At 42.7% G+C, this 24,567-nt stretch carries 29 protein-coding genes; 15 read left to right on the plus strand and 14 right to left on the minus strand.

What is annotated here, in order from left to right; genetic code table 11:
- Positions 1-2: 2 nt before the first annotated feature.
- The 6 genes from lptB to B6K83_RS07905 are packed head-to-tail and all read right to left on the minus strand — an operon-like array spanning position 3 to position 4,314.
- Positions 3-734, minus strand: coding sequence for an LPS export ABC transporter ATP-binding protein (gene lptB / locus B6K83_RS07880; protein ID WP_175474820.1), 732 nt, complete (start codon positions 732-734; stop codon positions 3-5).
- Positions 735-1,274: a lipopolysaccharide transport periplasmic protein LptA gene (gene lptA / locus B6K83_RS07885; protein ID WP_085284381.1), complete on the minus strand. Its 540-nt coding sequence runs from the start codon at positions 1,272-1,274 to the stop codon at positions 735-737. It abuts the gene before it with no gap.
- The gene (gene lptC / locus B6K83_RS07890; RefSeq protein WP_085284382.1) at positions 1,240-1,806 is read right to left on the minus strand and encodes an LPS export ABC transporter periplasmic protein LptC; all 567 of its coding nucleotides are present in this window, start codon (positions 1,804-1,806) and stop codon (positions 1,240-1,242) included. Before lptC ends, lptA begins: the two co-directional genes overlap by 35 nt.
- Positions 1,803-2,348: a 3-deoxy-manno-octulosonate-8-phosphatase KdsC gene (gene kdsC, locus B6K83_RS07895; protein ID WP_085284527.1), complete on the minus strand. Its 546-nt coding sequence runs from the start codon at positions 2,346-2,348 to the stop codon at positions 1,803-1,805. The genes lptC and kdsC overlap by 4 nt, the downstream gene beginning before the upstream one ends.
- 2 nt (positions 2,349-2,350) lie before the next feature.
- The gene (locus tag B6K83_RS07900) at positions 2,351-3,322 is read right to left on the minus strand and encodes a KpsF/GutQ family sugar-phosphate isomerase (RefSeq protein ID WP_408607200.1); all 972 of its coding nucleotides are present in this window, start codon (positions 3,320-3,322) and stop codon (positions 2,351-2,353) included.
- Between the two features lie 11 nt (positions 3,323-3,333).
- Positions 3,334-4,314 carry a calcium/sodium antiporter gene (locus B6K83_RS07905; protein ID WP_085284384.1) on the minus strand — a complete coding sequence of 327 codons (981 nt, stop codon included), beginning with the start codon at positions 4,312-4,314 and terminating at the stop codon, positions 3,334-3,336.
- A 436-nt stretch (positions 4,315-4,750) separates the two neighbouring features.
- Between B6K83_RS07905 and mlaF the strand changes: the two genes are divergently transcribed.
- The 7 genes from mlaF (at position 4,751) to murA (ending at position 9,430) form a co-directional block, all read left to right on the plus strand.
- Positions 4,751-5,560 carry a phospholipid ABC transporter ATP-binding protein MlaF gene (gene mlaF / locus B6K83_RS07910; RefSeq protein ID WP_085284385.1) on the plus strand — a complete coding sequence of 270 codons (810 nt, stop codon included), beginning with the start codon at positions 4,751-4,753 and terminating at the stop codon, positions 5,558-5,560.
- A complete protein-coding gene (gene mlaE / locus B6K83_RS07915) occupies positions 5,557-6,333 on the plus strand; it encodes a lipid asymmetry maintenance ABC transporter permease subunit MlaE (RefSeq protein WP_085284386.1) in 777 nt (258 codons plus the stop codon). Before mlaF ends, mlaE begins: the two co-directional genes overlap by 4 nt.
- A gap of 46 nt (positions 6,334-6,379) precedes the next feature.
- The gene (gene mlaD, locus B6K83_RS07920) at positions 6,380-6,850 is read left to right on the plus strand and encodes an outer membrane lipid asymmetry maintenance protein MlaD (RefSeq protein WP_085284387.1); all 471 of its coding nucleotides are present in this window, start codon (positions 6,380-6,382) and stop codon (positions 6,848-6,850) included.
- Positions 6,850-7,494: an ABC transporter substrate-binding protein gene (locus B6K83_RS07925; protein WP_085284388.1), complete on the plus strand. Its 645-nt coding sequence runs from the start codon at positions 6,850-6,852 to the stop codon at positions 7,492-7,494. Before mlaD ends, B6K83_RS07925 begins: the two co-directional genes overlap by 1 nt.
- A 66-nt stretch (positions 7,495-7,560) precedes the next feature.
- Positions 7,561-7,857, plus strand: coding sequence for an STAS domain-containing protein (locus B6K83_RS07930; RefSeq protein WP_085284389.1), 297 nt, complete (start codon positions 7,561-7,563; stop codon positions 7,855-7,857).
- Positions 7,858-7,882: 25 nt separating this feature from the next.
- Positions 7,883-8,140, plus strand: a complete 258-nt coding sequence (locus B6K83_RS07935) for a BolA family protein (RefSeq protein WP_085284390.1) — start codon at positions 7,883-7,885, stop codon at positions 8,138-8,140.
- A 27-nt stretch (positions 8,141-8,167) separates the two neighbouring features.
- On the plus strand, positions 8,168-9,430 hold the full coding sequence (murA, locus tag B6K83_RS07940) for a UDP-N-acetylglucosamine 1-carboxyvinyltransferase (RefSeq protein WP_085284391.1): 1,263 nt from the start codon (positions 8,168-8,170) through the stop codon (positions 9,428-9,430).
- 66 nt (positions 9,431-9,496) lie between these two features.
- On the opposite strand, the gene B6K83_RS07945 is transcribed toward murA, so the two are convergent.
- From B6K83_RS07945 to B6K83_RS07960, 4 genes are all read right to left on the minus strand, one after another.
- The gene (locus B6K83_RS07945; protein ID WP_332888833.1) at positions 9,497-10,558 is read right to left on the minus strand and encodes a trypsin-like peptidase domain-containing protein; all 1,062 of its coding nucleotides are present in this window, start codon (positions 10,556-10,558) and stop codon (positions 9,497-9,499) included.
- Positions 10,559-10,707: 149 nt separating this feature from the next.
- Positions 10,708-10,974 carry a DksA/TraR family C4-type zinc finger protein gene (locus tag B6K83_RS07950; RefSeq protein ID WP_085284393.1) on the minus strand — a complete coding sequence of 89 codons (267 nt, stop codon included), beginning with the start codon at positions 10,972-10,974 and terminating at the stop codon, positions 10,708-10,710.
- A gap of 201 nt (positions 10,975-11,175) precedes the next feature.
- A complete protein-coding gene (locus B6K83_RS07955) occupies positions 11,176-12,531 on the minus strand; it encodes a Do family serine endopeptidase (RefSeq protein WP_085284394.1) in 1,356 nt (451 codons plus the stop codon).
- Between the two features lie 66 nt (positions 12,532-12,597).
- Entirely contained in the window at positions 12,598-13,062 is a 465-nt protein-coding gene (locus B6K83_RS07960) for a YhcB family protein (protein ID WP_085284395.1), read from the minus strand.
- A gap of 180 nt (positions 13,063-13,242) precedes the next feature.
- Here B6K83_RS07960 and zapE point away from each other — a divergent pair, with 180 nt between their 5' ends.
- The 8 genes from zapE (at position 13,243) to B6K83_RS08000 (ending at position 19,663) form a co-directional block, all read left to right on the plus strand.
- The gene (gene zapE / locus B6K83_RS07965) at positions 13,243-14,358 is read left to right on the plus strand and encodes a cell division protein ZapE (RefSeq protein ID WP_085284396.1); all 1,116 of its coding nucleotides are present in this window, start codon (positions 13,243-13,245) and stop codon (positions 14,356-14,358) included.
- A gap of 318 nt (positions 14,359-14,676) precedes the next feature.
- The gene (gene rplM, locus B6K83_RS07970) at positions 14,677-15,105 is read left to right on the plus strand and encodes a 50S ribosomal protein L13 (protein WP_085284397.1); all 429 of its coding nucleotides are present in this window, start codon (positions 14,677-14,679) and stop codon (positions 15,103-15,105) included.
- A gap of 3 nt (positions 15,106-15,108) precedes the next feature.
- Positions 15,109-15,501, plus strand: a complete 393-nt coding sequence (rpsI, locus tag B6K83_RS07975) for a 30S ribosomal protein S9 (protein ID WP_085284398.1) — start codon at positions 15,109-15,111, stop codon at positions 15,499-15,501.
- A 381-nt stretch (positions 15,502-15,882) separates the two neighbouring features.
- Positions 15,883-16,473 carry a ubiquinol-cytochrome c reductase iron-sulfur subunit gene (gene petA, locus B6K83_RS07980; RefSeq protein ID WP_085284399.1) on the plus strand — a complete coding sequence of 197 codons (591 nt, stop codon included), beginning with the start codon at positions 15,883-15,885 and terminating at the stop codon, positions 16,471-16,473.
- The gene (locus B6K83_RS07985) at positions 16,473-17,738 is read left to right on the plus strand and encodes a cytochrome b (protein ID WP_085284400.1); all 1,266 of its coding nucleotides are present in this window, start codon (positions 16,473-16,475) and stop codon (positions 17,736-17,738) included. Before petA ends, B6K83_RS07985 begins: the two co-directional genes overlap by 1 nt.
- On the plus strand, positions 17,738-18,436 hold the full coding sequence (locus B6K83_RS07990) for a cytochrome c1 (RefSeq protein WP_085284401.1): 699 nt from the start codon (positions 17,738-17,740) through the stop codon (positions 18,434-18,436). The genes B6K83_RS07985 and B6K83_RS07990 overlap by 1 nt, the downstream gene beginning before the upstream one ends.
- A 93-nt stretch (positions 18,437-18,529) precedes the next feature.
- The gene (gene sspA / locus B6K83_RS07995) at positions 18,530-19,171 is read left to right on the plus strand and encodes a stringent starvation protein SspA (protein ID WP_085284402.1); all 642 of its coding nucleotides are present in this window, start codon (positions 18,530-18,532) and stop codon (positions 19,169-19,171) included.
- A gap of 9 nt (positions 19,172-19,180) precedes the next feature.
- A complete protein-coding gene (locus B6K83_RS08000) occupies positions 19,181-19,663 on the plus strand; it encodes a ClpXP protease specificity-enhancing factor (RefSeq protein WP_233143853.1) in 483 nt (160 codons plus the stop codon).
- 100 nt (positions 19,664-19,763) lie between these two features.
- Here the strand turns inward: B6K83_RS08000 and hemL are convergent, their stop codons facing one another.
- The 4 genes from hemL to B6K83_RS08020 all read right to left on the minus strand — a co-directional run bounded on the left by hemL (position 19,764) and on the right by B6K83_RS08020 (position 24,541).
- Complete coding sequence (hemL, locus tag B6K83_RS08005) at positions 19,764-21,047, minus strand: glutamate-1-semialdehyde 2,1-aminomutase (RefSeq protein WP_085284403.1); 1,284 nt, start codon at positions 21,045-21,047, stop codon at positions 19,764-19,766.
- Positions 21,048-21,095: 48 nt separating this feature from the next.
- Positions 21,096-22,106, minus strand: a complete 1,011-nt coding sequence (locus B6K83_RS08010; protein WP_092251261.1) for an aspartate carbamoyltransferase — start codon at positions 22,104-22,106, stop codon at positions 21,096-21,098.
- A 318-nt stretch (positions 22,107-22,424) separates the two neighbouring features.
- The gene (gene hemJ, locus B6K83_RS08015) at positions 22,425-22,856 is read right to left on the minus strand and encodes a protoporphyrinogen oxidase HemJ (protein ID WP_085284404.1); all 432 of its coding nucleotides are present in this window, start codon (positions 22,854-22,856) and stop codon (positions 22,425-22,427) included.
- A complete protein-coding gene (locus B6K83_RS08020; RefSeq protein WP_085284405.1) occupies positions 22,853-24,541 on the minus strand; it encodes a chloride channel protein in 1,689 nt (562 codons plus the stop codon). The genes hemJ and B6K83_RS08020 overlap by 4 nt, the downstream gene beginning before the upstream one ends.
- Between the last annotated feature and the right edge of the window lie 26 nt (positions 24,542-24,567).

Consider the following 24,567-nt stretch of genomic DNA (forward strand, 5'->3'; position numbering starts at 1 on the left):
CACTATAGCGTGAATTGTTCACCAAGGTATACATCTCTTACCTGTTGATTTGATAATATTTGATTAGAATCACCTTCGGCAATTAATTCTCCATGGCTGACAATATAGGCATGCTCACAGACGTCGAGCGTTTCTCGAACATTATGATCTGTGATCAAAATACCGATACCCCGTTCTTTTAAGTGTAGGATAATTTTTTTTATATCTCCTACGGAGATCGGGTCAACACCGGCAAACGGTTCATCAAGCAGAATAAATTTGGGATCGGCCGCTAAGGCTCTTGCGATTTCAACCCGACGACGTTCGCCGCCTGACAAGCTCATGCCTAAATTATCTTTAATATGACCAATATTAAACTCTTCTAACAAGTGCTCGAGTTTTTCTTCTCTTTCTACTTCACTGAGGTTTTTCCGTGTTTGTAATATCGCCATTATGTTGTCATAAACCGATAACTTACGAAAAATAGAGGCTTCTTGCGGCAAATAGCCAATGCCTTTGCGCGCACGTTCATGCATAGGTAATAGGGTTAGGTCTTCACCGTTTAGTACTATGTTACCGCTGTCGTTTTGTACTAAACCGACGATCATATAAAAGGAGGTAGTTTTGCCGGCGCCATTGGGCCCTAGCAAGCCAACAATTTGGCCTGCACACACTTGCAGGCTAACGTTTTTAACCACTTTCCTACCTTTATAAGCTTTGGCCAGGCCAGTTGCCGATAATGTTGAAATTGACATTTATTCTTGCTTGTCCTTTGGTTTTGCTGCGCCATTATTTTTCGGTTGTAAAACGGTTTCAACCTTCGCATTATCTAAACTTTCCGCATTGACGTATTCGGTTTCGAAGTTATAAGTGATTTTACTACCGCTTACTTCGCTGCCTTCTTGACGTAATAAAGCATTACCTGAAATAACCACGATATTTTTGCTCGGCTCATAACGAATTTCATTGGCTTGTAAGTTGATGGGGCTACCATCTTGCAAGGTTTGTGCAAAGGTCGCAGGAGAGCCTTTGGCAATATAAATTTTATCGTCGTTTGGCGCTTGGCTGATCACTTGAACCAATTCAGCATGTATGGTGAGCGTGCCTTGAGAAATAATAACGTTATCGATGTAGCTGAAGATTTTATTTTTTAGATCGGCGGCTTGACGTGAAGAAGAAATTTTAATTTCTTGCTGTACATCGAATTTTTCAGCACTGCTGCTGCCAACCATTAACAGTAAGGCGGCAAGCAAGGTTACGTTAGTTTTGCGTTTGGTTATAAATGGTTTGTACATGTTCAGTCAGTGTCATCTGTGTTGTGTTTAAGTCTACAATTAATCCTGAGCCATACATAGTAAATCCTTTACCTAGTATTAAGATTGTTTGCTCTGAGCTAATAATGTTGCTTTTTAAGTCCATTTCTAGGTTTTTTCCGTGAACTTCCCGTATTAAGCTGTCATCATCATTAGCGATTAAGCGCACGCGATTCTTCAATTTTACTCGGTTATTATTATATAAAGTGCCTTCGTTGGCGGTAATTTGCCAAGTAGCATTTTTGTTTTTTGGGTACAGTGTGTATTTAGGGTACTCAAAGTGTGTGACCTCTAATTGTGCATAATGTTCCATACGTTGTGCTGCAACGTGATAGGACAAGGCTCCTGAGGCTTGATAAATGGCACTATTAAGGTTTTCGGCAATAAATTCTGGTTTATCTGTACGGTTAAGTATGCTGCTACTTTGCTCTTTGGCGCTATACCATTCTAATAAGCCATAAGTACTAATGGCTAACAAGAAGAAAAAGCCTGTCGCCAGATAAATGCGGTTCATATACTGGCGCCTGTTGCCTGTGCTAATGTGCCTTGGCTTTGCATGATAATATCACATGCCTCGCGCACGGCGCCAAAACCGCCGCGTGTTAGCGTGGTGTAGTCAACAAGTTGTAAAATCGCAGGGTGAGCATCTTGCACGCCTATACTGAAACCGACATGCTCAAGACAAGCAAAGTCAGGCATATCATCACCAATAAACGCCACCTGTGCGGGAGACAGTTGAAGTGAGCAGAGCATCGCTTTAAGTGCAGGTAGCTTGTTTTCTTCACCCTGGATAATGTGGTTAACATTTAAGGCATTCATGCGGGTTTGGACAATGTTTGACTTTCTGCCGGTGATAACCGCGACCTCTACACCGCTAGCGACCAAAGCCTTAATGCCGTAGCCATCTTTGGTGTGAAACGCTTTTAATTCTTCACCTTGGTTGCCTAAATAGATACGACCATCAGAAAAAACGCCATCGATATCACAGACCAAGAGTTTTATTTGTTGCGCTTTTTGCCAAATTTCAGCAGCAATTGTTCCGTATAAACTATTCATCATTAAAGTACTCCAGCGCGCAATAAGTCATGCATATTCATAGCACCAATCGGCTGATTTTTATCGTTGACAATTATTAAGCCATTGATTTTTTTATCTTCCATTATTTTCAATGCTTCTGCGGCTAGCATATCATGTTTAGCCACATAGGGCTTTTCAGTCATGACGCTGGTAATACTGTCTTGGTGAATATCAACCTTTGCATCGAGAATGCGTCGTAAATCACCATCGGTAAACAAGCCTCGTAGCTGCCGCTGATCATCAACTATGGCCGTCATACCTAAACCTTTTAATGACATTTCAACCAAGGCATCTTTTATTTTTGCCGTTTCGCCAACACAAGGTAAGCGCTCACCTTGGTGCATAATATCGTTTAGGCGTAATAAAAGTTTTCTGCCCAAGCTGCCACCTGGATGCGAAAGTGCGAAGTCATTAGCGGTAAAGCCGCGGGCATTTAGCAGCGCAACGGCAAGGGCATCGCCCATAACTAACGTGGCAGTGGTACTGGATGTTGGTGCTAACCCTAACGGGCACGCTTCTTGTGAAACTTGCACACAAATATGGGTATCAGCAAGTTTGGCTAGTGTCGATTCGGGATTGCCCGTCATGGCAATCAGTTTGGCACCAATACGTTTTAATACTGGAATAATGGCTAATACTTCACCAGTTTCACCTGAATTGGAAATGGTGAGCACGACATCGTTAGCGGTGATCATGCCAAGGTCGCCATGACTAGCTTCGCCCGGGTGTACAAAAAATGCTGGTGTGCCTGTGCTGGCAAGCGTTGCTGCTATTTTACCACCAATATGACCCGACTTGCCCATACCAATCACAATGACACGACCCGAACAATTAAACATTAATTCACAGGCTTGAGCAAAATTATCATCAATAAAGCCTGCTAATTCAGCAATGGCTTGTTGCTCAATATCAATGACGTTCAGTGCTAATTGTTTAAAGTTTTTCATTGCTATAAACCCAATGGTTAGGCGTTAATTTGACTAAATAGTAAGGCTTGGTAGCCAATAAATACGGCTAGCAATAGTAACCCTTTCGCTCGCGTGATGCGAAACTTTCTTGTGCGGCTAAAACAAAGGATGAACAGCAAAAAGGTAGTTGCGAGCATATAAGGAGCATCACGAGAGGCGGCTGCTTGGTCAATATCGCCAGGCGCGATTAAGCCTGCTAGTGATAATACGGCAAGAATATTAAAGATGTTAGAGCCGATAATGTTACCAAGCGCGAGATCGTCTTCTTTTTTAATAATACTCATAATACTGGCCGCTAGCTCAGGTAAGCTGGTGCCTATGGCAATAACGGTTAAACCGATAACCAAGTCACTAATACCAAAAGCTTTGGCAATAAAGATAGAAGAGTCAACTAAAAAATGCGCACTCAGTGGCAGTATGATAATACCTACCGCGAGCCAAAGCACAGCGCGCTGCGTGCTGACACCTACCGGCACTTCTTGCTCGGCTTCAAGTACCATTTTATCGTCGATAGGATTTTGCTTGGCTCGCTTTAAGGTCACGATTAAGAGAGTAGCGATATACAGCACAAAACCGACAAATAATATTAAGCCTTCTATAAAGCTAAAATGATTATTAGCAAGCATATAGGTAGCGACAGCAGTTACCATTAAAATTAACGGAATTTCACGTTTAATAGTTGAGGAGGACACAGATAAGGGGTGAAAAAGTGCCGTTAATCCTAACACTAAGGCAATATTGGTGATATTGGAGCCGATGGCATTACCGACTGCGGTATCAGGGTTGCCTTGTAATGACGCGGTGGCAGCTATCATCATTTCCGGGGCAGATGACCCCATAGCCACTATGGTTAAGCCAATGATCATGGGAGAAACGCCAAGGTTTCGCGCTAATGATGAGGCGCCAAAGACAAATTTATCTGCACTCCACACTAATGCTACTAGTGAAAGTAATAAGATTAAAATTTGAATTAGCATGCAATGCTCCTGTTAGGCGATGGTAAAGCGGTGTTATTGAATAAAATGGGAATTATAAACCATGGTGGTTAATGGATGACAGCCTATTCATTCTTATTTTCGTGTTATCGGCGGCAGTATAAGCTTTTTCTGCTATTTTTGGCACGAAGATTCAAAATAAAATCTGACAAAATAGCCTTTAGCTGTGACTTTGTTGTTGATTTATCTCGGCAAGAAACAGCAAAGAATGCGGAACAATAGCTTAGCCTGCAATATGAAGTAAAGAGCATGGAGTTTACTGAACGAGTGACAAAAAATGACACTTAGTTACAAGCTGCACACTTTTTCTTACTCTTTTCGCGATAATTATTTGCTAATTTGTAATGACTGAGTTGATGCGCTGCGTTAGAATTGTTAGTTATAAGACAATAATTAACCGTGATGTTTTCCCAGCTATATGTCAGAAATTTTAGTCGATATTAAAAACATGACCTTTCGTCGTGAAGAGCGTGTTATTTACAATGACATCAGTTTGTCCATTCCAAAGGGTAAAGTGACCGCCATCATGGGGCCAAGTGGTATCGGAAAAACCACCTTGTTGCGCTTAATTGGCGGGCAAATAAAACCAGATGCTGGTCGGATAAATTTTGCGGGTCATGATATTGAGCAATTATCGCGTAATAAGCTGTATGAGGTGCGTAAACGCATGAGCATGCTGTTTCAAAGCGGGGCTTTATTTACCGATATGAACGTATACGACAATATTGCCTTCCCTATTCGCGAGCATACTGAACTATCGGAAGATATTATTGAAAAAATGGTGTTAATGAAACTAGAGGCGGTTGGTTTGCGTGGCGCGCGACATTTACACCCCAGTGAACTCTCTGGTGGTATGGCGCGCAGAGCAGCGTTAGCTCGTGCAATTGCCTTAGATCCTGAGCTTATACTCTATGATGAGCCATTTGCCGGCCAAGATCCGATCTCAATGGGCGTAATAGTACGTTTAATTCGAGAATTAGGCCAAGCCCTTGGGTTAACCTCTGTCGTGGTGTCCCACGATGTTCCTGAGGTAATGAGCATTGCCGATTATATTTACATTATTGCTGAAAAGAAAATCATTGGCCAAGGCACACCCGCAGAAATTCATGCACAAACCTCGCCGTTAGTGCAGCAGTTTGTGCAAGGTGAAGCGGATGGCCCAGTGCCATTTCATTATCCTGCCGCATCATACAAAGAAGAACTCATAGGACGAGGTAATAAGTCGTGAAGCAGTTGCAAGCATTTGGTGCCAGTATTATTGCCTTAATTTCCGGCTTAGGTCGCGCCTTAATGATGTTAAGTTCGGCCTTGTTACATGTACCTAACTTTCGAAAAGGCGCACCGTTATTGATTAATCAATTGTATTCGGTGGGCGTGTTATCCTTAATTATTGTTGTTGTCTCTGGCTTGTTTATCGGTATGGTATTGGCGCTGCAAGGCTATACTATTTTAGTCGGCTATGGCGCGGAAGCGAGTTTAGGGCCTATGGTGGCATTGTCGTTATTACGCGAATTAGGGCCGGTAGTTGCGGCGTTACTATTTGCCGGTCGAGCAGGCTCAGCATTGACTGCAGAAATTGGCTTAATGAAAGCCACAGAGCAGCTTTCGAGTTTGGAAATGATGGCGGTTGATCCTTTGCGTCGTGTGGTTGCACCAAGATTTTGGGCCGGTTTTATCAGCTTGCCTTTATTAGCGGCAATATTCTCGGCGGTTGGTATTCTAGGGGCGCACTTAGTAGGCGTAGATTGGCTTGGGGTTGATAGTGGTACTTTTTGGTCAGTTATGCAGGCGCAGGTGTCATTTGAAAAAGACATTTTAAATGGCATTATCAAAAGTGTTGTGTTTGCTTTTGTGGTGACTTGGATAGCAGTTTACAAAGGCTATGCCTGTCAGCCAACATCGGAAGGTATTAGCCGAGCGACAACCTCGACAGTTGTACAATCTTCATTGTTGGTTTTAGGGTTAGATTTTGTGTTAACCGCTTTAATGTTTACGAATTAGTAAGCGCGGTTAATAAGATAAATATTTTTTCAATTTGGTGGAAGACATGGTGTCGAAAAAAATAGAGTTATGGGTCGGGTTATTTGCTGCTATTGGTATAGCGGCTTTATTGATGTTGGCGCTTAAAGTTGCTGATAGCGGTATTTCAGGGAATGGAGAGACTTATCAGCTGTATGCCAAGTTTGATAATATTGGTGGCTTGAAAGTGCGATCGCCTATTAAGGTCGGTGGTGTTGTCGTGGGGCGGGTTAGCAAAATTGCCCTAGACAGTGAAGACTATACGCCGGTGGTTACACTTGATATTTACGCACAATATAACAATTTTTCTGAAGCCACTTCTGTATCTATACTAACAGCAGGCCTTTTAGGCGAGCAGTATGTTGGGTTATTACCGGGCTTTATTGATGTGTCCGTTGATACTTTACAGCCTGGTGACTTTATCGAAGACACTAAGCCAGCGTTGGTGTTAGAAGAACTGATCGGACAGTTTTTATTTAGCCAAGGTAGTGGTGATTAATGATGCAAAGCTCACTTTTTAACATAGTCTACTTATGGGGGTTTGCTTTACTCTTATCCGTAAGCGGCAGTGCTAATGCAGAGGTTGATAAAAAGAACCCTTATTTGATGATCCAAACGGTAGCCGATATTACTTTTAAACGCTTTGCAAAAGAGCAAACGGCGATCAGAGCTGAGCCAAATTTATTAAAAGAGATTGTCCGCGAAGAATTAATGCCGTATATCAATTACCAGTACGCGGCATATAAAGTGATTGGCAGTAACTTTAAAAGCACCACCAAAGCAGAACGGGCCGCATTTGTGCCTGCATTTCGTGAGTATCTGATCACCTCGTACGCCCAAGTCTTTACCTTATATAATCAACAAAAAGTAGAATTTGCACCAGCAAGAGACTTTGCTAAGCAGCGTGTGGTTTCAGTAGATACCAGTGTCATTGAGCCTGGACGACCGCCAATTAATATTTCATTTCGGGTACGCAAACACAAGAAAACTGGTGAGTGGAAAGCGTACGATATGGTGGCAGAAGGTGTGAGTCTACTTGACAGCAAGCAAGCTGAGTTAAGTAGTATTATTCGCCAAAAAGGCCTGACACATGTTACTAAAATGCTTGAAGAAAAAAGCGCTAGAGATATTGTTTTTAAATAACGATTGCAAGACAGTTGCTCAACAATATTAAGCAAGCATAACGCACTATAAGGTTGTTAGTAAAAGATGATAAAGGTTCAACAAACAGAGCAGAGCGCGGTTTTTAATGGCGCACTAACGCGTGCTACAATAACACGCAGCTTTGATAAGCAATATCGCAAACTCGTTGATCAAAAAGCGATCACCTTAGACTTGGCTAAGGTTAGTCAAATAGACACTGCTGGTTTGGCTTGGATTTTATTATTGATTGAGCTGGCAGCCAGCAAAGATTGTGATATTAAATTAGTTAATTTACCTGATGATTTACTAAAGCTGGCGAAGTTAAGTGCGGTAGCGGACTTACTGCCGATAGAACACAGCTAACCTAAACGCTATTTTGGAGTAGAAAGTGGAAGTAAAAGATATAGAAAAGCTAATTACCGATGCGGTTGAATTAGACGAAATACATGTGGCATTTGATGGTTCGCAATGTAAAGTGATTGCGGTAGCAGACTTTTTAGGTGAATTAAGCCGTGTCAAAAAACAGCAAACAATTTACGCACCATTAGCACAAGTAATTAACGATGGCGTAATTCATGCGGTATCAATAAAAACTTTCACAACCGCTGACTGGCAACGTGAGAAAATGTTTAACTTACCCCTTTAATTCATCCTGACAGAAAAGAATAGACTATTGGACGCATTTAAAATTATCGGTGGGCAACCACTACACGGCGAGGTCATGATCTCAGGCGCTAAAAATGCTGCACTGCCTATTTTAATGGCGGCATTACTTTCTAAAACGCCCGTAACCTTTGCCAACGTTCCGAAACTCAATGATATCGAAACTAGCATTAAATTGTTGTCGCAATTTGGTGCAAAATGTCAGTGGCTAAGTGATGACAGTTTATTAATTGATGCCAGTAATATTGAGCATTGTCGGGCATCGTATGAGTTAGTAAAAACTATGCGCGCGTCAATCTTAGTTTTGGGGCCATTATTAGCGCGCTTCGGTCATGCTGAAGTTTCGCTACCCGGCGGTTGTGCAATTGGCGCACGACCAGTTAATCTGCATATCCAGGGCTTAAAGCTTATGGGGGCCGATATTGAGGTTGAAAACGGCTATATCATTGCCAAAAATAACGGGCGCTTAAAGGCCGCAAATATTTTTATGGATACGGTAAGCGTGACCGGCACAGAAAACTTAATGATGGCTGCAGCGCTTGCCCAGGGCACGACCGTGATCGAAAACGCGGCACGGGAGCCTGAAATTGTTGATTTAGCTAATTGCTTGAACAGCATGGGTGCAAAAGTGATGGGGGCGGGTAGCGATACCTTAACCATTACTGGCGTTGAAACGCTTTGTGGTGAGCGTTACTCAGTGATGCCAGATCGGATAGAAACGGGTACCTTTTTAGTGGCGGCAGCGGCAACTCAAGGTAAAATAAAGTGTTTAAATACGGATCCTACTGCCTTAGAGGCGGTGATTAGTAAACTGCAAGAAGCAGGGGCCATTATTACCACAGGTGAGGATTGGATTGCACTTGAAATGCCGAGCAAGCCAAATGCCGTGAATATACGCACTGCACCGCACCCCGCGTTTCCAACGGATATGCAAGCGCAATTTGTTGCCTTAAACGTGATCGCCCAAGGTACAGCCACAGTAACCGAAACGATTTTTGAAAACCGCTTTATGCATGTGCCTGAGTTACAGCGAATGGGCGCTAATATCAGCTTAGAAGGTAATACCGCAATCAGTACAGGGGTTGCGCAATTAAAGGGTGCTCAGGTGATGGCGACTGACTTGCGTGCATCGGCTAGCCTCGTTATTGCCGGCTTAGTGGCAACGACTGAGACGCAAGTTGACCGTATTTATCATATTGACCGCGGTTATCAAAAAATTGAAGATAAATTGCAAGCCTTAGGTGCCAATATTCAACGTATTAGCGTGAGCTAGCTAACGTAAAATTAAAAAATCCAGCATTACGCTGGATTTTTTTAGCGCTATTTTTTGTCATTGGCGCTAGTTTGGCACTTCAGCTATGGTGACGGGTATGACTAGCTGTTGATTATCTCGCGATACCCTAAAATTTAGTACACTACCAGGTGTAGCCTCAGCCACCACATCTAAACCTTGTTTGACGTTTTGCAGTGGAATGTCATCGATTTGATACACCACGTCGCCTGATTTTAAACCGGCTTTCATGGCGGGGCTGTTGGGGGTTACGGCGCCAATAACAAAACCTTTCAAACTGGCAACGGAGTCGTTAGCTTCAACACCAAGCCAACCACGAATTACCCGGCCATGTTCTATAATTTTTAACATAATTTTATGGGCAAGCTGGTAAGGTACAGCAAAAAAGATGCCTTGAATATTAAGGTTAGAATTGGCTTGAGTAAATTTTCTTGAATTAATGCCGACTAACTCGCCATTAGAGTTAATTAAGGCACCACCTGAGTTACCCTCATTAATGGCAGCGTCCATTTGTAAAAACTGCAAGTAGCTGGTACTTAGGCCACTTTGACCTGTGGCACTCACGATACCTTGGGTAACAGTTTGTCCTAAATTTAATGGATTACCTATCGCTAAAACCACATCACCCACTTGTGCTGTTAAGGTACTGCTTTGGGGGATAACAGGCAGATTACTTGCCTGGACTTTTAGCACTGCGAGATCAGTTAAAGTATCATAGCCAATTAGCTCAGCATGAAGCTCTTGACCGCGTTGTAACACAACCACAATTAAATCAGCACTTTGCACGACATGGAAATTGGTTAAGATATAACCTTGGTTATGCATAATGACGCCACTGCCTAAGCGGGTGACCTTTCTGGGTTGCCGGCCATATATAGGGTCGACCTGGATATCTTCAGAATAAATATTCACTACAGCAGGGCCGGCTAGCCGAACGGCTTTTGCATATGACAGCGGTTGTGGCTTTTGCTCTGTTAAGTTGAATATTTGCCAAGGGCTTATATTTTTACCCCGAAAGTCAGGCACCAACAGTAACAGCACAACAGCCAACATAACGCCGTAGCTAGCAGAACGGAAAATGAATTTAAGCGCTTGAATAATTTTCAACAAAGTTATTTTTATTAATATGATTTTTGTTAGATTAACATAAAGCCTTCACCGTGATAAAGTTTTGTCAAAAATAACCGTTAAACGCACTTAAGTTAGTGCCTTGATAAAGCGCAGTTTAGTCAAGGCTAAAATGTTAGTGGCGTCGCTTTTTATCTTAATTGACTGTCTTTGCTTCCGCGCCGGTTGATGGCGCTGGTCTGAATATTTTCAGTTTCCTTTTCGGATTGGCAGCCAACACATAATTTAACGCCGGCAATGGCTTTGCGTCTTGCTTCTGGAATAGCAACATCGCAGGCTTCGCAAAATTCTGCACTGGTACCCGATTGTAAATGACTGCGCGCTAGAGAGACGGCGTCTTCAATGCTCGCATCAATTTGATCTTGTACTGCCCCTTCAGGAGCCCAACCACTGGCCATGGTGCACCTTCCTTATTTTCTATTTCTGTCATTGTGGATGAAGAACGTAAACGTAAATAGCCACTGCTACTTAGTATAGCAGGCTAAAGTTAGCGCTTACTTTGTTAGCTTGAAATCAAGCAGCAGTATATTTGTAAAAAAGCCTGTCGAAGAGACAGGCTTTTGCCTAGAGCATAGTTAGCTACTTTAGGTTAACGTGTGCTAACGAATCATTAAGAATAGTGAGCTATTGTTGCGTCGAATATTGAGTGCAAAAACGCCTTTATGGTCATTTAAATAGCTGCGTAATTCTCCTAAGTTGCTAATACGTTGGCGGTTGATGCCATTAATAACATCCCCTTTACGCAAGCCAATGGCTGCTGCCGGGCTATTTTCTGCGATATCGGTGACGACAATGCCATTACCCTGTTCGTTGTTTTCCAGTTTCGCGCCATCTAGCATTCGATGTAAGCTGGCGGCTTCTATCTTGGCTGCGGCAGATTTCTTCAAGGTAACCTTGTAGACTTTCTCTTTGCCATCTTTTCTAATAACCGTGATTTTTACGGTTTTTCCAGCACCAATTGAGCCAATTTTTCCTCTAAGCTCATTGAAGGTTTTAACTGTTTTGCCATTGACTTTAGTGATCACGTCACCGGCGCGTATACCAGCTTCATCAGCCGCAGAGTCGGGGGTAACTTGTTCAACAAAAGCGCCTTGATTGATATTAAGCTCCATGGCTTTAGCAATTTCACTGGTGACACTACGCCCTGCAACGCCTAATACGCCGCGGCGTACTTCACCAAACTCAATGATTTGGTTAACGAGGTTTTTGACCATGTTACTTGGAATAGCAAAGCCAATACCAACATTACCGCCATTAGGACCGAGAATGGCCGTATTAATACCAATCAGCTCACCACGCAAGTTAATTAACGCGCCACCTGAGTTACCACTATTAATTGCGGCATCGGTTTGAATGAAGTCTTCATAATTTTCAATATTTAAACCACTGCGGCCTAACGCACTTACGATGCCAGAGGTGACGGTTTGCCCTAAGCCAAACGGGCTGCCAATCGCAACAGCAAAGTCGCCAACGCGCAGGTCATCTGAATCGGCGATTTTTACTTCGACTAGGTCATCAGAGTCAATTTGCAACAACGCAATATCACTGGCTTCATCGCCACCAATTTTCTTTGCTTCTAGTTGTCGGCCATCTTTTAACGTTATTTGTATTTCTTCCGCATCTTTAATGACATGGCTGTTAGTAACGATATAGCCTTTATCGGCATCGATAATAACCCCAGACCCTAAACCACGAAATTGTCTTTCTTGCTGTTGACCTAGGCGGGGATTGCCGAAGAAAAATCGAAACGCTTCGGGGACACGTTGCTGTACTTCATGGGTGCCGCGTACGGAAATTAAAACCACACTCGGCGTTACCTGCTCCAACATTGGCGCCAAACTTGGCAAAGCTTGATCATTCACTGCTCTTGGTAGCGCGGCCTGCGCAGGCAGACTAGCGATAGCGATCGTCCCAGAGAGTAATACCGTATTGATAAAAAAAGATAACTTTTTCATATATTAGAAAACTCCTAACTAAAGTATTTATACCCAATTAAAGACATAGAATAAAAAAATTAGTTCCTAACTATTAGATGCTGCATTTGTAACACTTTGTTTCTTATCATCAAACAAGCCACTAGGTGCGTCAGAGTAGTCTAATGGCGGTTCAGTTGCCGTTTCATCATTTACGCGAGCTGTTTTGTTATGTCGTAAGTTGACGGTTTGGGCCAGCTGCTCTTGGGTTTCTTTGGAGAAAAACGGCATGCTTTCGATATTATCAGGGGTTACTTGTTGTAAAAGTTGTGTGCTTTCCGCCATTTGTGCCATCGCAGTTTGACAGGTGTTGTTCATTTGCTCGAGCAGCTTTGCTGAGCTTTCTAAGTGCTCAGCGACATCGAGTTTGTACTGTGCTAATTCAGATTCGGTTTGGCTGGCTTTTTCAGCAAGCTTTTGCGAGGCTTGCGCTGAAGAAGACAGCATTTTGTTTGCAATATAGCCGACGACAGCACCTAAGATAAATAGTCCGAACCCTAAAACAACATTCATATTTCTGTACCTTCATTGTATTCATGGAAAAAATTAGCGAAAATAAGCTTCAATCCTATTCAATATAACGTGCTTCACGCTACTTGCCTAATGAATATATTTGCTAAAAAGCATTTTTCAAGCGCTGAGCGGCGAAACGTTGAAATTAAATAAAGCCAACGGGCCTGAAACGGTTGTTAAATGATTAACTTATCCCCTATTGAAAAGTACCGGCAAGATTTAACTCGCGAAGATTTTCTTTTTGACGCGGCACAAGAAAATGCCGTAAAGAATTTGCAGCGCCTTTATGAAGACTTAGTGACTCAGCCTTTGCCGGTAACGGGTTTTAAACGAGTGCTCAATCGGTGGAAACGAATTGTGGCTAAACCCAAGGTTAAATTTATTCGAGGGCTTTATTTTTGGGGCGGCGTTGGCCGTGGTAAAACCTATTTAGTCGACACATTTTATGATTGTTTGCCCTTTAATAATAAAATGCGTGTGCATTTTCATCGTTTTATGCATCGAGTACATGCCGAGCTAAAAACACTGCATGGTCAAGCCGACCCTTTGAAAATTATTGCAAAACGCTTTGCTGATGAAACTTGTGTTATTTGTTTTGATGAGTTTTTTGTTTCAGATATTACCGATGCCATGATTTTGGGCACGTTAATTGAAGAGCTATTTGCGCATAATGTCACATTGGTGGCCACGTCGAATATTATTCCAGATGAGCTTTATCGCAATGGTTTGCAACGCGAGCGATTTTTACCTGCTATTTCATTGATCAATAGCTATTGTGATGTCATTAATGTTGACAGCGGTGTTGATTATCGCTTGCGAACGCTCGAACAAGCAGAGATTTATCATTTCCCTTTAGACCAACAAGCTGACGAAAATTTACAGCATTACTTTCGACAGTTGTCAATTGAACCTGGCCAAGCGGGCAAGGTGATCGAGATTAATAACCGGCAACTGATGACGGTACAAGAGTCAAAAGGGGTGGTGCACTTTGAGTTTTCTACATTGTGTGAGTCAGCACGCAGTCAAAGTGACTATATGGAATTGAGCCGGCTATATCATACGGTATTGCTCGCTAATGTTAGCCAAATGGGGGCTGAAAATGACGACAGCACTCGTCGTTTTATTGCTTTAGTTGATGAGTTCTACGAGCGTAACGTGAAACTAATTATGTCAGCAGAAGTTGCGCTAGAACAACTCTATAGCGGCGGGCGTTTGAGTTTCGAGTTTAAGCGCTGTCTGAGTCGGCTGCAAGAAATGCAATCCCATGAATACTTAGCTAGTGAGCACTTACCATAATGTCAGCTAAGTCGCTCAATTAACATGTGAAATGCTTGTTAGATCATTGATGAGCGCCTTTTTAAAAGGCACAGAGCCGGCAACAATTTATGCGGAGAATACTTTTTGCAAAGACAGCAAAAAGATTAAAAATTAGGCGTGATCTTTTTTTTATTATTCTGTATAATCCGCGCTCCCTACGTTACAAAGCGTATTCTTTTTTCCAGAGAATAGGCAACGGACTCGATGCTCGAAGGGGCAATGGCGTAGTCTTTAACGGATAACTTGAGACTTTCTTAGGTTATTATTTAAGTAACATTTATAAAATTGGGTTTTTTAATGAAAACTTTTGTAGCTAAACCAGAGAGCGTACAACGCGAATGGTTCTTAGTGGACGCCGAAGATAAAACTTTAGGTCGTATCGCTACTGAAATTGCAAGTCGTCTACGCGGTAAGCATAAAGCAGAATATACTCCTCATGTAGATACTGGCGATTACATCGTTGTTATCAATGCTGAGAAAGTAAAAGTAACTGGCAACAAAGCGAAAGGTAAAATTTACTACTCGCATACAGAATATGTTGGTGGCCTTAAGCAAGTTAGCTTTGAACAGCTAATTGAAAAAGCGCCAGAACGCGTTATTGAATTCGCAGTTAAGGGTATGTTACCTAAAGGTCCTTTAGGTCGTGAAATGTTCCGTAAACTTAAAGTTTACGCGGGTACAGAACACAAGCATACTGCACAACAACCACAACTTTTGGAGCTTTAAGCAATGGCTGATAATCAATATTACGGTACTGGTCGTCGCAAGAGCTCAACGGCTCGTGTGTTCATGAAAGCTGGTAACGGTGCAATCACAATTAATAAACGTGACATTTCGGTATACTTTGGTCGTGAAACGGCTCGTATGGTTGTTCGTCAACCATTAGAGTTAGTGGAAATGTTAGAAAAATTTGACTTTAACATCACAGTAACTGGTGGTGGTATTTCAGGTCAAGCTGGCGCGATCCGTCACGGTATTACTCGTGCATTAATGGAGTTTGATGAAACACTACGTGGCTCGCTACGTAATGCTGGTTTCGTTACTCGTGATGCGCGTAAAGTTGAACGTAAGAAAGTTGGTTTACACAAGGCTCGTAAAAAGCCACAATTTTCAAAACGTTAATATTTATCTTTATGTTTTTAAAAAGCCGGCTTTTGCCGGTTTTTTTATGCCTGAAAAACGTATTTCCCTAGCTGCAATGCAAAGCTTTTCCTTACCGAGTTTGGTGCTTGGCTAGCGCTTTTGTATTCGCTTTTGCTGGTTCTCTATAACGACGAATTTGGCGGTGTAGCTGATAATTAATGAAATGTTGCTAAAAGTTTAGCTTTATTGACATAAACCGTTATTGATACGCGTAATTGCCTTGTAAAAAACGAGGCTTTTCTTTATTATCAGAGCAATTTTTTTTTCGTTGATTTTGTCGATCAGCAATCTTTACAAGAACTAGGTGCTAAGCTTAGTTTTGTGTTGTTGTTATAGCTAGATAATAATTGGAGAGTTTGAATGAGCAATGCGCCCGTTAACAACGGCCGTCGACGCTTTTTAACTGCTGCTACTTCGGTAGTAGGTGGTGTTGGTGTTGTCGGTGTGGCTGTGCCTTTCATTGGTTCTTGGAACCCAAGTGCGCGTGCGAAAGCTGCAGGTGCACCGGTTGAAATCAATGTAAGTAAGATAGAGCCTGGTCAATTAATTCGTGCAGAATGGCGCGGTAAACCAGTATATGTAGTACGAAGAACCGAAGAAATTATTGCCGGTTTAAGTACCCATGATGGGCAATTGAAAGATCCCCAGTCAGAAGTGCCTCAGCAGCCGGATTACGCGAAAAACGAATATCGCTCGATCAAACCTGAGTTTTTGGTAGCGCTAGGTGTGTGTACTCATTTAGGTTGTGCGCCAACTCACCATAAAGGTGACTTCGATCAACATGTTGATGGTGTAAAAGATGGTTTCTTCTGTCCATGTCATGGTTCTAAGTTTGATATGGCAGGGCGCGTATTTCAAAGCGTTCCAGCGCCAACGAATTTGATGATCCCTGAGCACTCATTCCCGACTGAAGATACCTTATTAATCGGTGTGGCCGGAGGAGAAGCATAATGTTTTCTAACTTAATGGCTTGGATCGAACAGCGTTTACCTTTAATGGACGCGATGAACAAACATGCAGCGCAATACCCTGCACCTAAAAACTTTAACTTCTGGTATGTGTTTGGCATTTTAGCCAGTGTGGTTTTAGTCAACCAATTGCTAACCGGTATTTGGTTAACCATGAACTATGAGCCGTCAGGCGAAGGTGCTTTTGCGTCAGTTGAGTACATCATGCGTGATGTTGACTATGGTTGGCTGCTTCGTTACATGCACTCAACGGGTGCCTCTGCTTTCTTCATAGTGGTTTATTTACACATGTTTCGTGGCATGATGTATGGCTCTTATCAGAAGCCGCGTGAATTGCTGTGGCTATTTGGTATGTTGATTTTCTTAGTGCTTATGGCTGAAGCCTTTATGGGGTACTTATTACCTTGGGGGAATATGTCATATTGGGGAGCACAGGTTATTATCTCTATTTTTGGTGCTATCCCGATTATTGGTGATGACTTAACGCTATGGATACGGGGTGATTACGTTATCTCAGGCGCAACCTTAAATCGCTTCTTTGCCTTGCACGTTATTGCATTGCCATTAGTGCTAGTGGTTTTAGTGTTCTTACACATTTTAGCGCTACATGAAGTTGGCTCTAATAACCCAGATGGCACGGACATTAAAAAGCCTAAAGGTAGTGTTGCACCTGAAGAGCAAAGCAAATTTACTTTCCATGAACAGTACACCAAGAAATACGATATTGTTGACGCTATTCCATTTCATCCGTATTACACGGTTAAAGATTTAGTGGCGGTAGTGATCTTCTTAATACTATTTTGTGCAGTCATGTTCTTTGCGCCTGAGGGGGGTGGTTACTTTATTGAAGCGCCAAACTTCGAACCGGCCAATGGTTTGAAAACTCCAGAGCATATTGCCCCAGTTTGGTACTTTGGACCTTTCTATACTATTTTGCGGATTGTTCCTGATAAGTTACTCGGTGCAATTGCCATGTTTGGCGCAATTGTCGCCTTGTTTATGTTGCCTTGGTGTGACCGTGGTGTGGTTAAATCATTACGCTACCGTTGTACTGCTCATACGGTAAATTTAATCCAGTTTGCGATTTGTTTTATTATTTTAGGTATTTTAGGTACCTTACCCGCAACGCCGTTAAATAACATGATAGGCACTATAGCGACCTTTGGTTACTTTGGCTTTTTCGTTGCGATATGGATTTACAGTAAGAATGAAAAAACTAAGCCAGTTCCAGAGAGGGTGACAGGATAATGAAAAAATTTATATTAGCCGTTTTAGCTATGTTACCTATGCTAGCAATAGCCGCAGGGCCAAGCTTGCCTTTAGATAAAGCCAATAATGACTTAAGTGACAAAGCATCGTTAAAGCGAGGATTTGAAGCTTATATCAACAATTGCTTGGCCTGTCATGAGTTAAAGTACCAACGTTATAACCGTACTTTTGCTGACTTAGGTATTTCTGATGCCGATGGCATGGCCAATTATATGTACACAGGTGAAAAAGTTGGTGATCATATTACCAATACCATGCCTGCTAAAGAAGCAGCGAAATGGTTTGGTACAGCGCCACCAGATTTAACCTTAGCTGCACGCTTTAGAAGCCCAGATTGGATATACACATACTTACGCTCTTTCTATGTTGATGAGAGCCGTCCGTTTGGTGTTAATAATAAAGTTTTTAAAGATGTTGGTATGCCGCATGTACTGCAAAATTTGCAAGGTGTTCGCACCATGGATGAAGACGGTAACTTGTCAGAAGCCACAGGCGGTACTATGACAGCAGAAGAGTATGATGAATTTGCTCGGGACTTGACCAACTTTCTCGAATATACCGGTGAGCCAAACAAACTTGAGCGTGAAAGCTTAGGTTATTGGGTGATAGGTTTCCTATTTATCTTGTTATTCTTTGCCTATTTACTGAAGAAAGAATACTGGCGAGATGTACACTAATTACTAATGCTTAGTAAAACAGTGTAAACTTGAATTATGACTGGGGGCTTATGCCCCCTTTGTTAGTTTTTATTAATAACTTTTGGAGGCATTATGGCCATAGCCGCAAACAAACGCTCTGTTATGACGTTATATTCGCACGCAGATGATATGTATAGTCATCAAACTCGTATTGTGCTGGCAGAGAAGGGTGTCGGTGTTGACATCCATTTGGTTGACTTAGCCAATCTACCTGAGGATCTGCTTGACTTAAATCCATACGGTACAGTGCCAACCTTAATTGATCGTGAATTAGCACTTTATGAAGCATCAATTATTATTGAGTATTTAGATGAGCGATTTCCGCATCCGCCATTGATGCCGGTTTATCCTGTGTCTCGTGGTCGTAGTCGTTTGATGATGCATCGAATTGAGCAAGACTGGTATAGTTTAGCGAAAACCATCTACAATGGCCCTGCTGATGCCGCAGAAAAAGCGCGACAAGAATTAAAAGAAAGCCTGCTCAGCGTAGCTCCTATTCTAAATGAAGCGCCATACTTTATGAGTGAAGAATTTAGCTTGGTTGATTGTTATTTAGCACCGTTATTATGGCGCCTACCTGTTATGGGTATTGAGCTAGAAGGACAAGGCGCTAAAGAACTTAAGTCTTACATGCTAAAAGTGTTTGAGCGTGAGTCTTTTCAAGCATCGTTAACGGAAGCTGAGCGTGAGTTACGCTTTGGCGCACCCGTATAGGTAGCGTGCATGAGCAATGAAATGACGTCAAATAAGCCATATATTGTCAGGGCTTTTTATGATTGGATTTCAGATAATGACTTAACGCCATACATAGTGGTTGATGTCAGTGTTTATGGCGTAATGGTACCTGCGGCTTATGTCAGTGATGGCCAAATAGTGCTTAATGTTTCCGCGGCTGCCGTTGGCAGTATCGCCCTAGGTGATGAAACAATTGAGCTCAGTGCCCGCTTTGGCGGTAAGCTGGAAATGATTAGCATTCCTTATGGTGCCATCGCCGCAATTTATGCCAAAGAGAATGGCGCAGGAACATCATTACCGATTGAGCATCCTGAGCCTGCAACAAGTGCTGAAGCGCCTGCTGGCGCTAGTGTAAAAATCTCAGCCGTGCAAGCCGTAGATAGCAATGACACGGCAAAGCCAACCACAATCAAAGCGGATAGCAAAACATCAAAAGCGAAAAAGCCGAGTTTATCCGTGGTAAAAAAATAAATTAACAGTTCAATTTATTTTAGGGCAGGTCAGCATTAACAAAAAAGGTAAGCATTATGCTTACCTTTTTTATGACTTAAATATAAGTTACGCGTCAACGTTATAGCTTAGCAAAACAACGGTCTGCTGCGGCTAAAGTAAAGTCAATTTCTTCATCACTATGTGCGGTAGATAAAAAGCTTGCTTCAAAGGCTGAAGGCGCCAGATATACACCTTCCTCTAACATCATATGGAAGAAGCGGTTAAACTTTTCTCCGTCACAGGCAGTAGCTTGTTCGAAACTGGTTACTTGCTCTGCTTCAGTAAAAAAGAAGCCAAACATAGCGCCAACATAGTTAATAGTGAGTGACACACCATTGCGCTCTGCTGCGGCTTTAAAGCCCATGGCAAGCTTCTCTGTGGCATCACTTAGCTGTTGATGCTTATCACCGGTAGCAAGCTCATTGAGTGCCGCTAAACCTGCTGCCATGGCAATAGGGTTACCGGATAAGGTGCCGGCTTGATATACTGGGCCAACTGGGGCGATATAATCCATAATGGCCTTTTTGCCACCAAACGCACCTACCGGCATGCCACCGCCAATGACTTTACCTAATGTCGTTAAATCAGGCACTATGTTGTAATGGGCTTGAGCGCCACCTAAGGCGACGCGAAAGCCAGTCATGACTTCATCAAAAATTAGCACACTACCATATTCATCACATACCGCTCTTAGGCCTTCTAAAAAGCCTTCAACGGGAGGAATACAGTTCATATTGCCGGCAACAGGCTCAACAATAATACAGGCAATTTCATGACCAAATTCACTGAAAATCTCTTTAACTTGAGCTAAGTTGTTAAAACTTACCGTTAGCGTATGCTTAGCGACATCGTCAGGAATACCTGGTGAGCTAGGTACTCCCATGGTCAGTAAGCCTGAACCTGCCTTCACAAGCAATGAGTCGGCATGACCATGATAGCAACCTTCAAACTTGAGAATTTTATCTCGGCCTGTATAGCCACGAGCAAGGCGTATTGCGCTCATGGTGGCTTCGGTTCCTGAGCTAACCATGCGTAATTGTTCCATTGATGGCACAATTTCGCGCACTTTTTCAGCCAAGGTAATTTCTAGCTCTGTTGGCGCACCAAAACTTAAACCATTTTGCGCGGTTTCAATCACAGCATTTAAAATCGCTGGGTGATTGTGGCCTAAAATCATTGGCCCCCATGAACCAACATAGTCAATGTAGCGCTTACCGTCGGCATCATAAATATAAGCCCCTTCGGCTTTGGTAATAAACAAAGGTGTGCCACCTACGCTATTAAAAGCTCTAACCGGTGAATTGACGCCACCAGGGATAACGCCTTGGGCTTGATTAAATAATTGCTGTGAAACATTTGTCATAGTTTGCTACTCGTAGTTATCGCAACCTGAACCGTTGCGTGGTTACTATCAATATTTGTTGGTATGCCAAGTGACCGGCTTTTCATAGTGACTTAGCCTGTTTTCAACGCCTAAAGTTAAGGCAAATAAGGCCATCCGCACTAACACACCGTTTTGTGCTTGGCGGAAAATGGCTAAATTATCTAAGTCGTTTAAATCGATGTCTAGTTCATTGGCTTCGGCGCGCGAGTCGCGTGGTAACGGATGCATGATCACAGTATGTTTGTGACAATACTGCTGGTAAACTTGCCGATTTAAACTAAAGTGCCCTCGATATAAATCAGCCTCATCTTTACTGGCAAAACGTTCTTGCTGAATACGAGTTTGATAAATAACATCGCAGGCTAAATGACCGGCAATGTTGTCAGTTTGTATCACTTGGTGACCGGCATCGCTCAAGCAAGCCACTACACTGTCAGGCATTTGCAAAGCCTTAGGCGCAATCATGGTCACTTTGATGTTATTGTACAGACTCAGTAATTTTGAAAGTGAGTGTACGGTTCTGCCATGTTTTAAATCACCCATTAAAACAATGTTTAAGCCGTCAAGCCCCATGTCAAAACGTGCCATTTCAGATTGGATTGTGAAGAGGTCGAGTAAAGCTTGAGTCGGATGTTCATTAGCACCATCACCGCCATTAATTACAGGCACGCTGCTACCTTGAGCGAATTCCGTCACTGAATGCATAGTGGGATGACGCATAGCAATCACGTCGGAATAGCCACTGATCACTCGGGCCGTATCAAATAGCGACTCCCCTTTAGACAGCGAAGAGTTTTCTTGACCCACTGTTTCTCTAACAAAGCCACCGAGCAAATTAAACGCGGTACCAAAGCTGACGCGTGTACGGGTACTGGGTTCGAAAAATAGGTTACTGAGAATGGCACCTTCAAGCACAGTGCAGCGTTTTTTCCGCATCGCGTAAGGGGCCATACGGGTTGATATTTCCAAAATGCGGGCAATACTTTCCCGGTCTAACTGGGCAACAGATAAGATATGGCTGCCTTCAAATTTCATCATAGATTGTACCGTTATTAGCGAAACCAGGCTAAGCCCATTGCTTGGTTAGTTGCATAGACTCAACTTTAAATTGAGTGAATAAAATTTGCTGCGCAATATAGCATAAAAGTTGCATATTGAGAATGTGTATTCTTGATTTGGATTAAGGAAGTCGTTGAGAAGTTAGCCAGAAAAATGCGCGAAGATATAAAGTTAAGCTGCGGTTAATTCTCATACGAGTAACGGTATTTAGCTTAGCTCAGCATTGATTTGTTAACCGGTGCCTGCCTGCGCAACCAAAAGCCAGCGAGCTGGCTTTTGTAACACTGAGGTGTGCCTTTAAAAAGGCTTTAGGTACGCTAAAATTACCACAATAAATAGGATGATGACCGGAATTTCATTGAAAATGCGGTAAAACTTGCCAGAACGGCGATTATTATCCGCCGCGAATACCCGCACTAGCTTGAAACAATAACCATGATAGATCACTAACAACAGCACCAGTGCTATTTTAATGTGCAGCCATTTAGCGTTGGCGAACCAAGCATAACCATACTGATAAATGATGGCGATACCTAATAACACAGTAAACACCGCAAAAGGCGTAATAAAATATAGCAATCGTCGTTCCATGCCATTTAGTTGCTGATGAACGAGTGGCTCAGACGACTCGGCATGATTAACGAAAATGCGCGGCAAATAAAAAATGCCGGCAAACCATGCCACCATGAATATCACATGAAAGGCTTTTAGCCACAGAATACTGGTCATGTCGAAGTTTTCCCCTTTAATAAATATGAGCGAATAGCGTCAAATGTCATGATACCTATAATATCATCTGGATTATTTTGGTACACATAAACCCCGCCAGCTCTTGCTTGTGCCAACAGCATGTATGCTTCAGCAAGCGTTGATTGGCTGCATAACGGAATAAGCGTGTGTTGTTCAACGAATGGCTTGCTATTGGGGGTGTTTATTGGTTGATAAAGTATAAATTGCGCTTGTTGACCTGAGTGTTTATCTACAACAATAAGGTGATTATCCGGCGTTTTATTGGCCAGTGCTAATGCAAGCGTTTTCTGATCTGGCTGTGTTAGCAGGGTTATATTTTCAGCCATCACGCCAAGTACGCCAATATGCTGCAAAGATTTTTCAATCGGTGGTCGGCGATACGCTAAGCCTTGTGCTTCTAATTGCATGATAAAAATAGAGCGATTACCAAAAAACTGGCCTGAGCAAATGCAGGCACTGGTGATCACCACCATAGCCGGTACGATAATTTCGATTTGATTTGATAATTCAACAACACAGAGTAATGCCGCAAGTGGAGCATTCAATGTGGCGGCCATAAAACCGGCCATGCCCATTAAGGCAAAGTCACTGGCGGGGATGTTACCAGTTATAAAATGCGTGGCCACAATTGAACCACAGGTACCGGCAATGGCACCTATACCAAGAATAGGACCAATAATACCGCCGGGTACACCTAAACCTAATGCCATGACGGTCATAATTACCTTGGCCAGCAATAAAGCAAGTAACAATTGCAGTTCAACATCGCTTTGTAGGGAAAAGTTAATCGCACTAATGTCCGTACCCATCGCATGAGGCAGCAAAAAGCCAAGGCCACCTGTTATAATGGCGGCCGTGAGAATGCGCGGCACAATATGAAAACGAGCACTTGCTTTGATCACTAAAATTAAGTAGCGGTTAAAGGCAAAAGCAATAACCCCTAGTGTGATACCCAAGACAATCAGAGCGGGGTAATGACCGTGACGTAAACTGATAGTGGAAAAATAGCCAAATTCATGGTTCAAGCCAAAAAAGCTGCTGGTGGTCATAGAGCCGACAATAGCAGCGATCATCACGGGAATAAAAATGTGGACTTTATATTCCCGTAATATCACTTCCATAACAAAAAGTACGGCGGCCACTGGAGTATTAAAGCAAGCGGCAATACCCGCTGCTATGCCACAGGCACTTAAACTGCGCATGGCATTATAGGGAAGCTTAAACTTATTACCCAAGTAGCTGCTGCAGGCCGCGCCTAAGTGTACCGCAGGCCCCTCTCTGCCAACAGAAAAGCCCGCTGCCAATGCGACGGTACTGCCAATAAACTGATTAAGGGTATTGCGCAGCGGCAATACGCCATTGGCAATTTTCAGCCGATGCAGCACAAATGGAATGCCGCTGCGAATATATTGATAACCGGTGAGCCAAGCAAAGAAAATGATCAGTACAGCGGCAATAATTGGTAATAGCAAACGACTTAAGGCACTTAAGCTGCTATAGTCATCGTTTTCGTGCAAAAAAAGCAGCTGTATACCTTCAATGGTAAAAACAAACAGCACAACTAACATTGCAGATGCAAAACCGCCAATAGCAGCTAGTATACAGAGTTGCCAAGACGTTTGCGGTAATGCTAGGCGTTTTTTTAGCGGGTTAAGTGGCATCATATAGCTTTCTTATAAGCTGATTTATA

Source organism: Colwellia chukchiensis, from assembly GCF_002104455.1.
Taxonomy (GTDB): domain Bacteria; phylum Pseudomonadota; class Gammaproteobacteria; order Enterobacterales; family Alteromonadaceae; genus Cognaticolwellia; species Cognaticolwellia chukchiensis.

What these genes read in the sequence shown, in the direction of transcription:
- B6K83_RS07905 (WP_085284384.1), bottom strand. Translation starts at nt 4,314, where the DNA reads ATGCTAATTCAAATTTTAATCTTATTACTTTCACTAGTAGCATTAGTG.
- lptC (WP_085284382.1), bottom strand. Translation starts at nt 1,806, where the DNA reads ATGAACCGCATTTATCTGGCGACAGGCTTTTTCTTCTTGTTAGCCATT.
- lptA (WP_085284381.1), bottom strand. Translation starts at nt 1,274, where the DNA reads ATGTACAAACCATTTATAACCAAACGCAAAACTAACGTAACCTTGCTT.
- lptB (WP_175474820.1), bottom strand. Translation starts at nt 734, where the DNA reads ATGTCAATTTCAACATTATCGGCAACTGGCCTGGCCAAAGCTTATAAA.
- rpsI (WP_085284398.1), top strand. Translation starts at nt 15,109, where the DNA reads ATGGCTGATAATCAATATTACGGTACTGGTCGTCGCAAGAGCTCAACG.
- kdsC (WP_085284527.1), bottom strand. Translation starts at nt 2,348, where the DNA reads ATGAATAGTTTATACGGAACAATTGCTGCTGAAATTTGGCAAAAAGCG.
- B6K83_RS08010 (WP_092251261.1), bottom strand. Translation starts at nt 22,106, where the DNA reads ATGATGAAATTTGAAGGCAGCCATATCTTATCTGTTGCCCAGTTAGAC.
- B6K83_RS08000 (WP_233143853.1), top strand. Translation starts at nt 19,181, where the DNA reads ATGAGCAATGAAATGACGTCAAATAAGCCATATATTGTCAGGGCTTTT.
- B6K83_RS08020 (WP_085284405.1), bottom strand. Translation starts at nt 24,541, where the DNA reads ATGATGCCACTTAACCCGCTAAAAAAACGCCTAGCATTACCGCAAACG.
- B6K83_RS07925 (WP_085284388.1), top strand. Translation starts at nt 6,850, where the DNA reads ATGATGCAAAGCTCACTTTTTAACATAGTCTACTTATGGGGGTTTGCT.
- hemL (WP_085284403.1), bottom strand. Translation starts at nt 21,047, where the DNA reads ATGACAAATGTTTCACAGCAATTATTTAATCAAGCCCAAGGCGTTATC.
- B6K83_RS07930 (WP_085284389.1), top strand. Translation starts at nt 7,561, where the DNA reads ATGATAAAGGTTCAACAAACAGAGCAGAGCGCGGTTTTTAATGGCGCA.
- mlaD (WP_085284387.1), top strand. Translation starts at nt 6,380, where the DNA reads ATGGTGTCGAAAAAAATAGAGTTATGGGTCGGGTTATTTGCTGCTATT.
- B6K83_RS07960 (WP_085284395.1), bottom strand. Translation starts at nt 13,062, where the DNA reads ATGAATGTTGTTTTAGGGTTCGGACTATTTATCTTAGGTGCTGTCGTC.
- B6K83_RS07950 (WP_085284393.1), bottom strand. Translation starts at nt 10,974, where the DNA reads ATGGCCAGTGGTTGGGCTCCTGAAGGGGCAGTACAAGATCAAATTGAT.
- mlaF (WP_085284385.1), top strand. Translation starts at nt 4,751, where the DNA reads ATGTCAGAAATTTTAGTCGATATTAAAAACATGACCTTTCGTCGTGAA.
- sspA (WP_085284402.1), top strand. Translation starts at nt 18,530, where the DNA reads ATGGCCATAGCCGCAAACAAACGCTCTGTTATGACGTTATATTCGCAC.
- hemJ (WP_085284404.1), bottom strand. Translation starts at nt 22,856, where the DNA reads ATGACCAGTATTCTGTGGCTAAAAGCCTTTCATGTGATATTCATGGTG.
- B6K83_RS07990 (WP_085284401.1), top strand. Translation starts at nt 17,738, where the DNA reads ATGAAAAAATTTATATTAGCCGTTTTAGCTATGTTACCTATGCTAGCA.
- rplM (WP_085284397.1), top strand. Translation starts at nt 14,677, where the DNA reads ATGAAAACTTTTGTAGCTAAACCAGAGAGCGTACAACGCGAATGGTTC.
- B6K83_RS07955 (WP_085284394.1), bottom strand. Translation starts at nt 12,531, where the DNA reads ATGAAAAAGTTATCTTTTTTTATCAATACGGTATTACTCTCTGGGACG.
- B6K83_RS07985 (WP_085284400.1), top strand. Translation starts at nt 16,473, where the DNA reads ATGTTTTCTAACTTAATGGCTTGGATCGAACAGCGTTTACCTTTAATG.
- zapE (WP_085284396.1), top strand. Translation starts at nt 13,243, where the DNA reads ATGATTAACTTATCCCCTATTGAAAAGTACCGGCAAGATTTAACTCGC.
- petA (WP_085284399.1), top strand. Translation starts at nt 15,883, where the DNA reads ATGAGCAATGCGCCCGTTAACAACGGCCGTCGACGCTTTTTAACTGCT.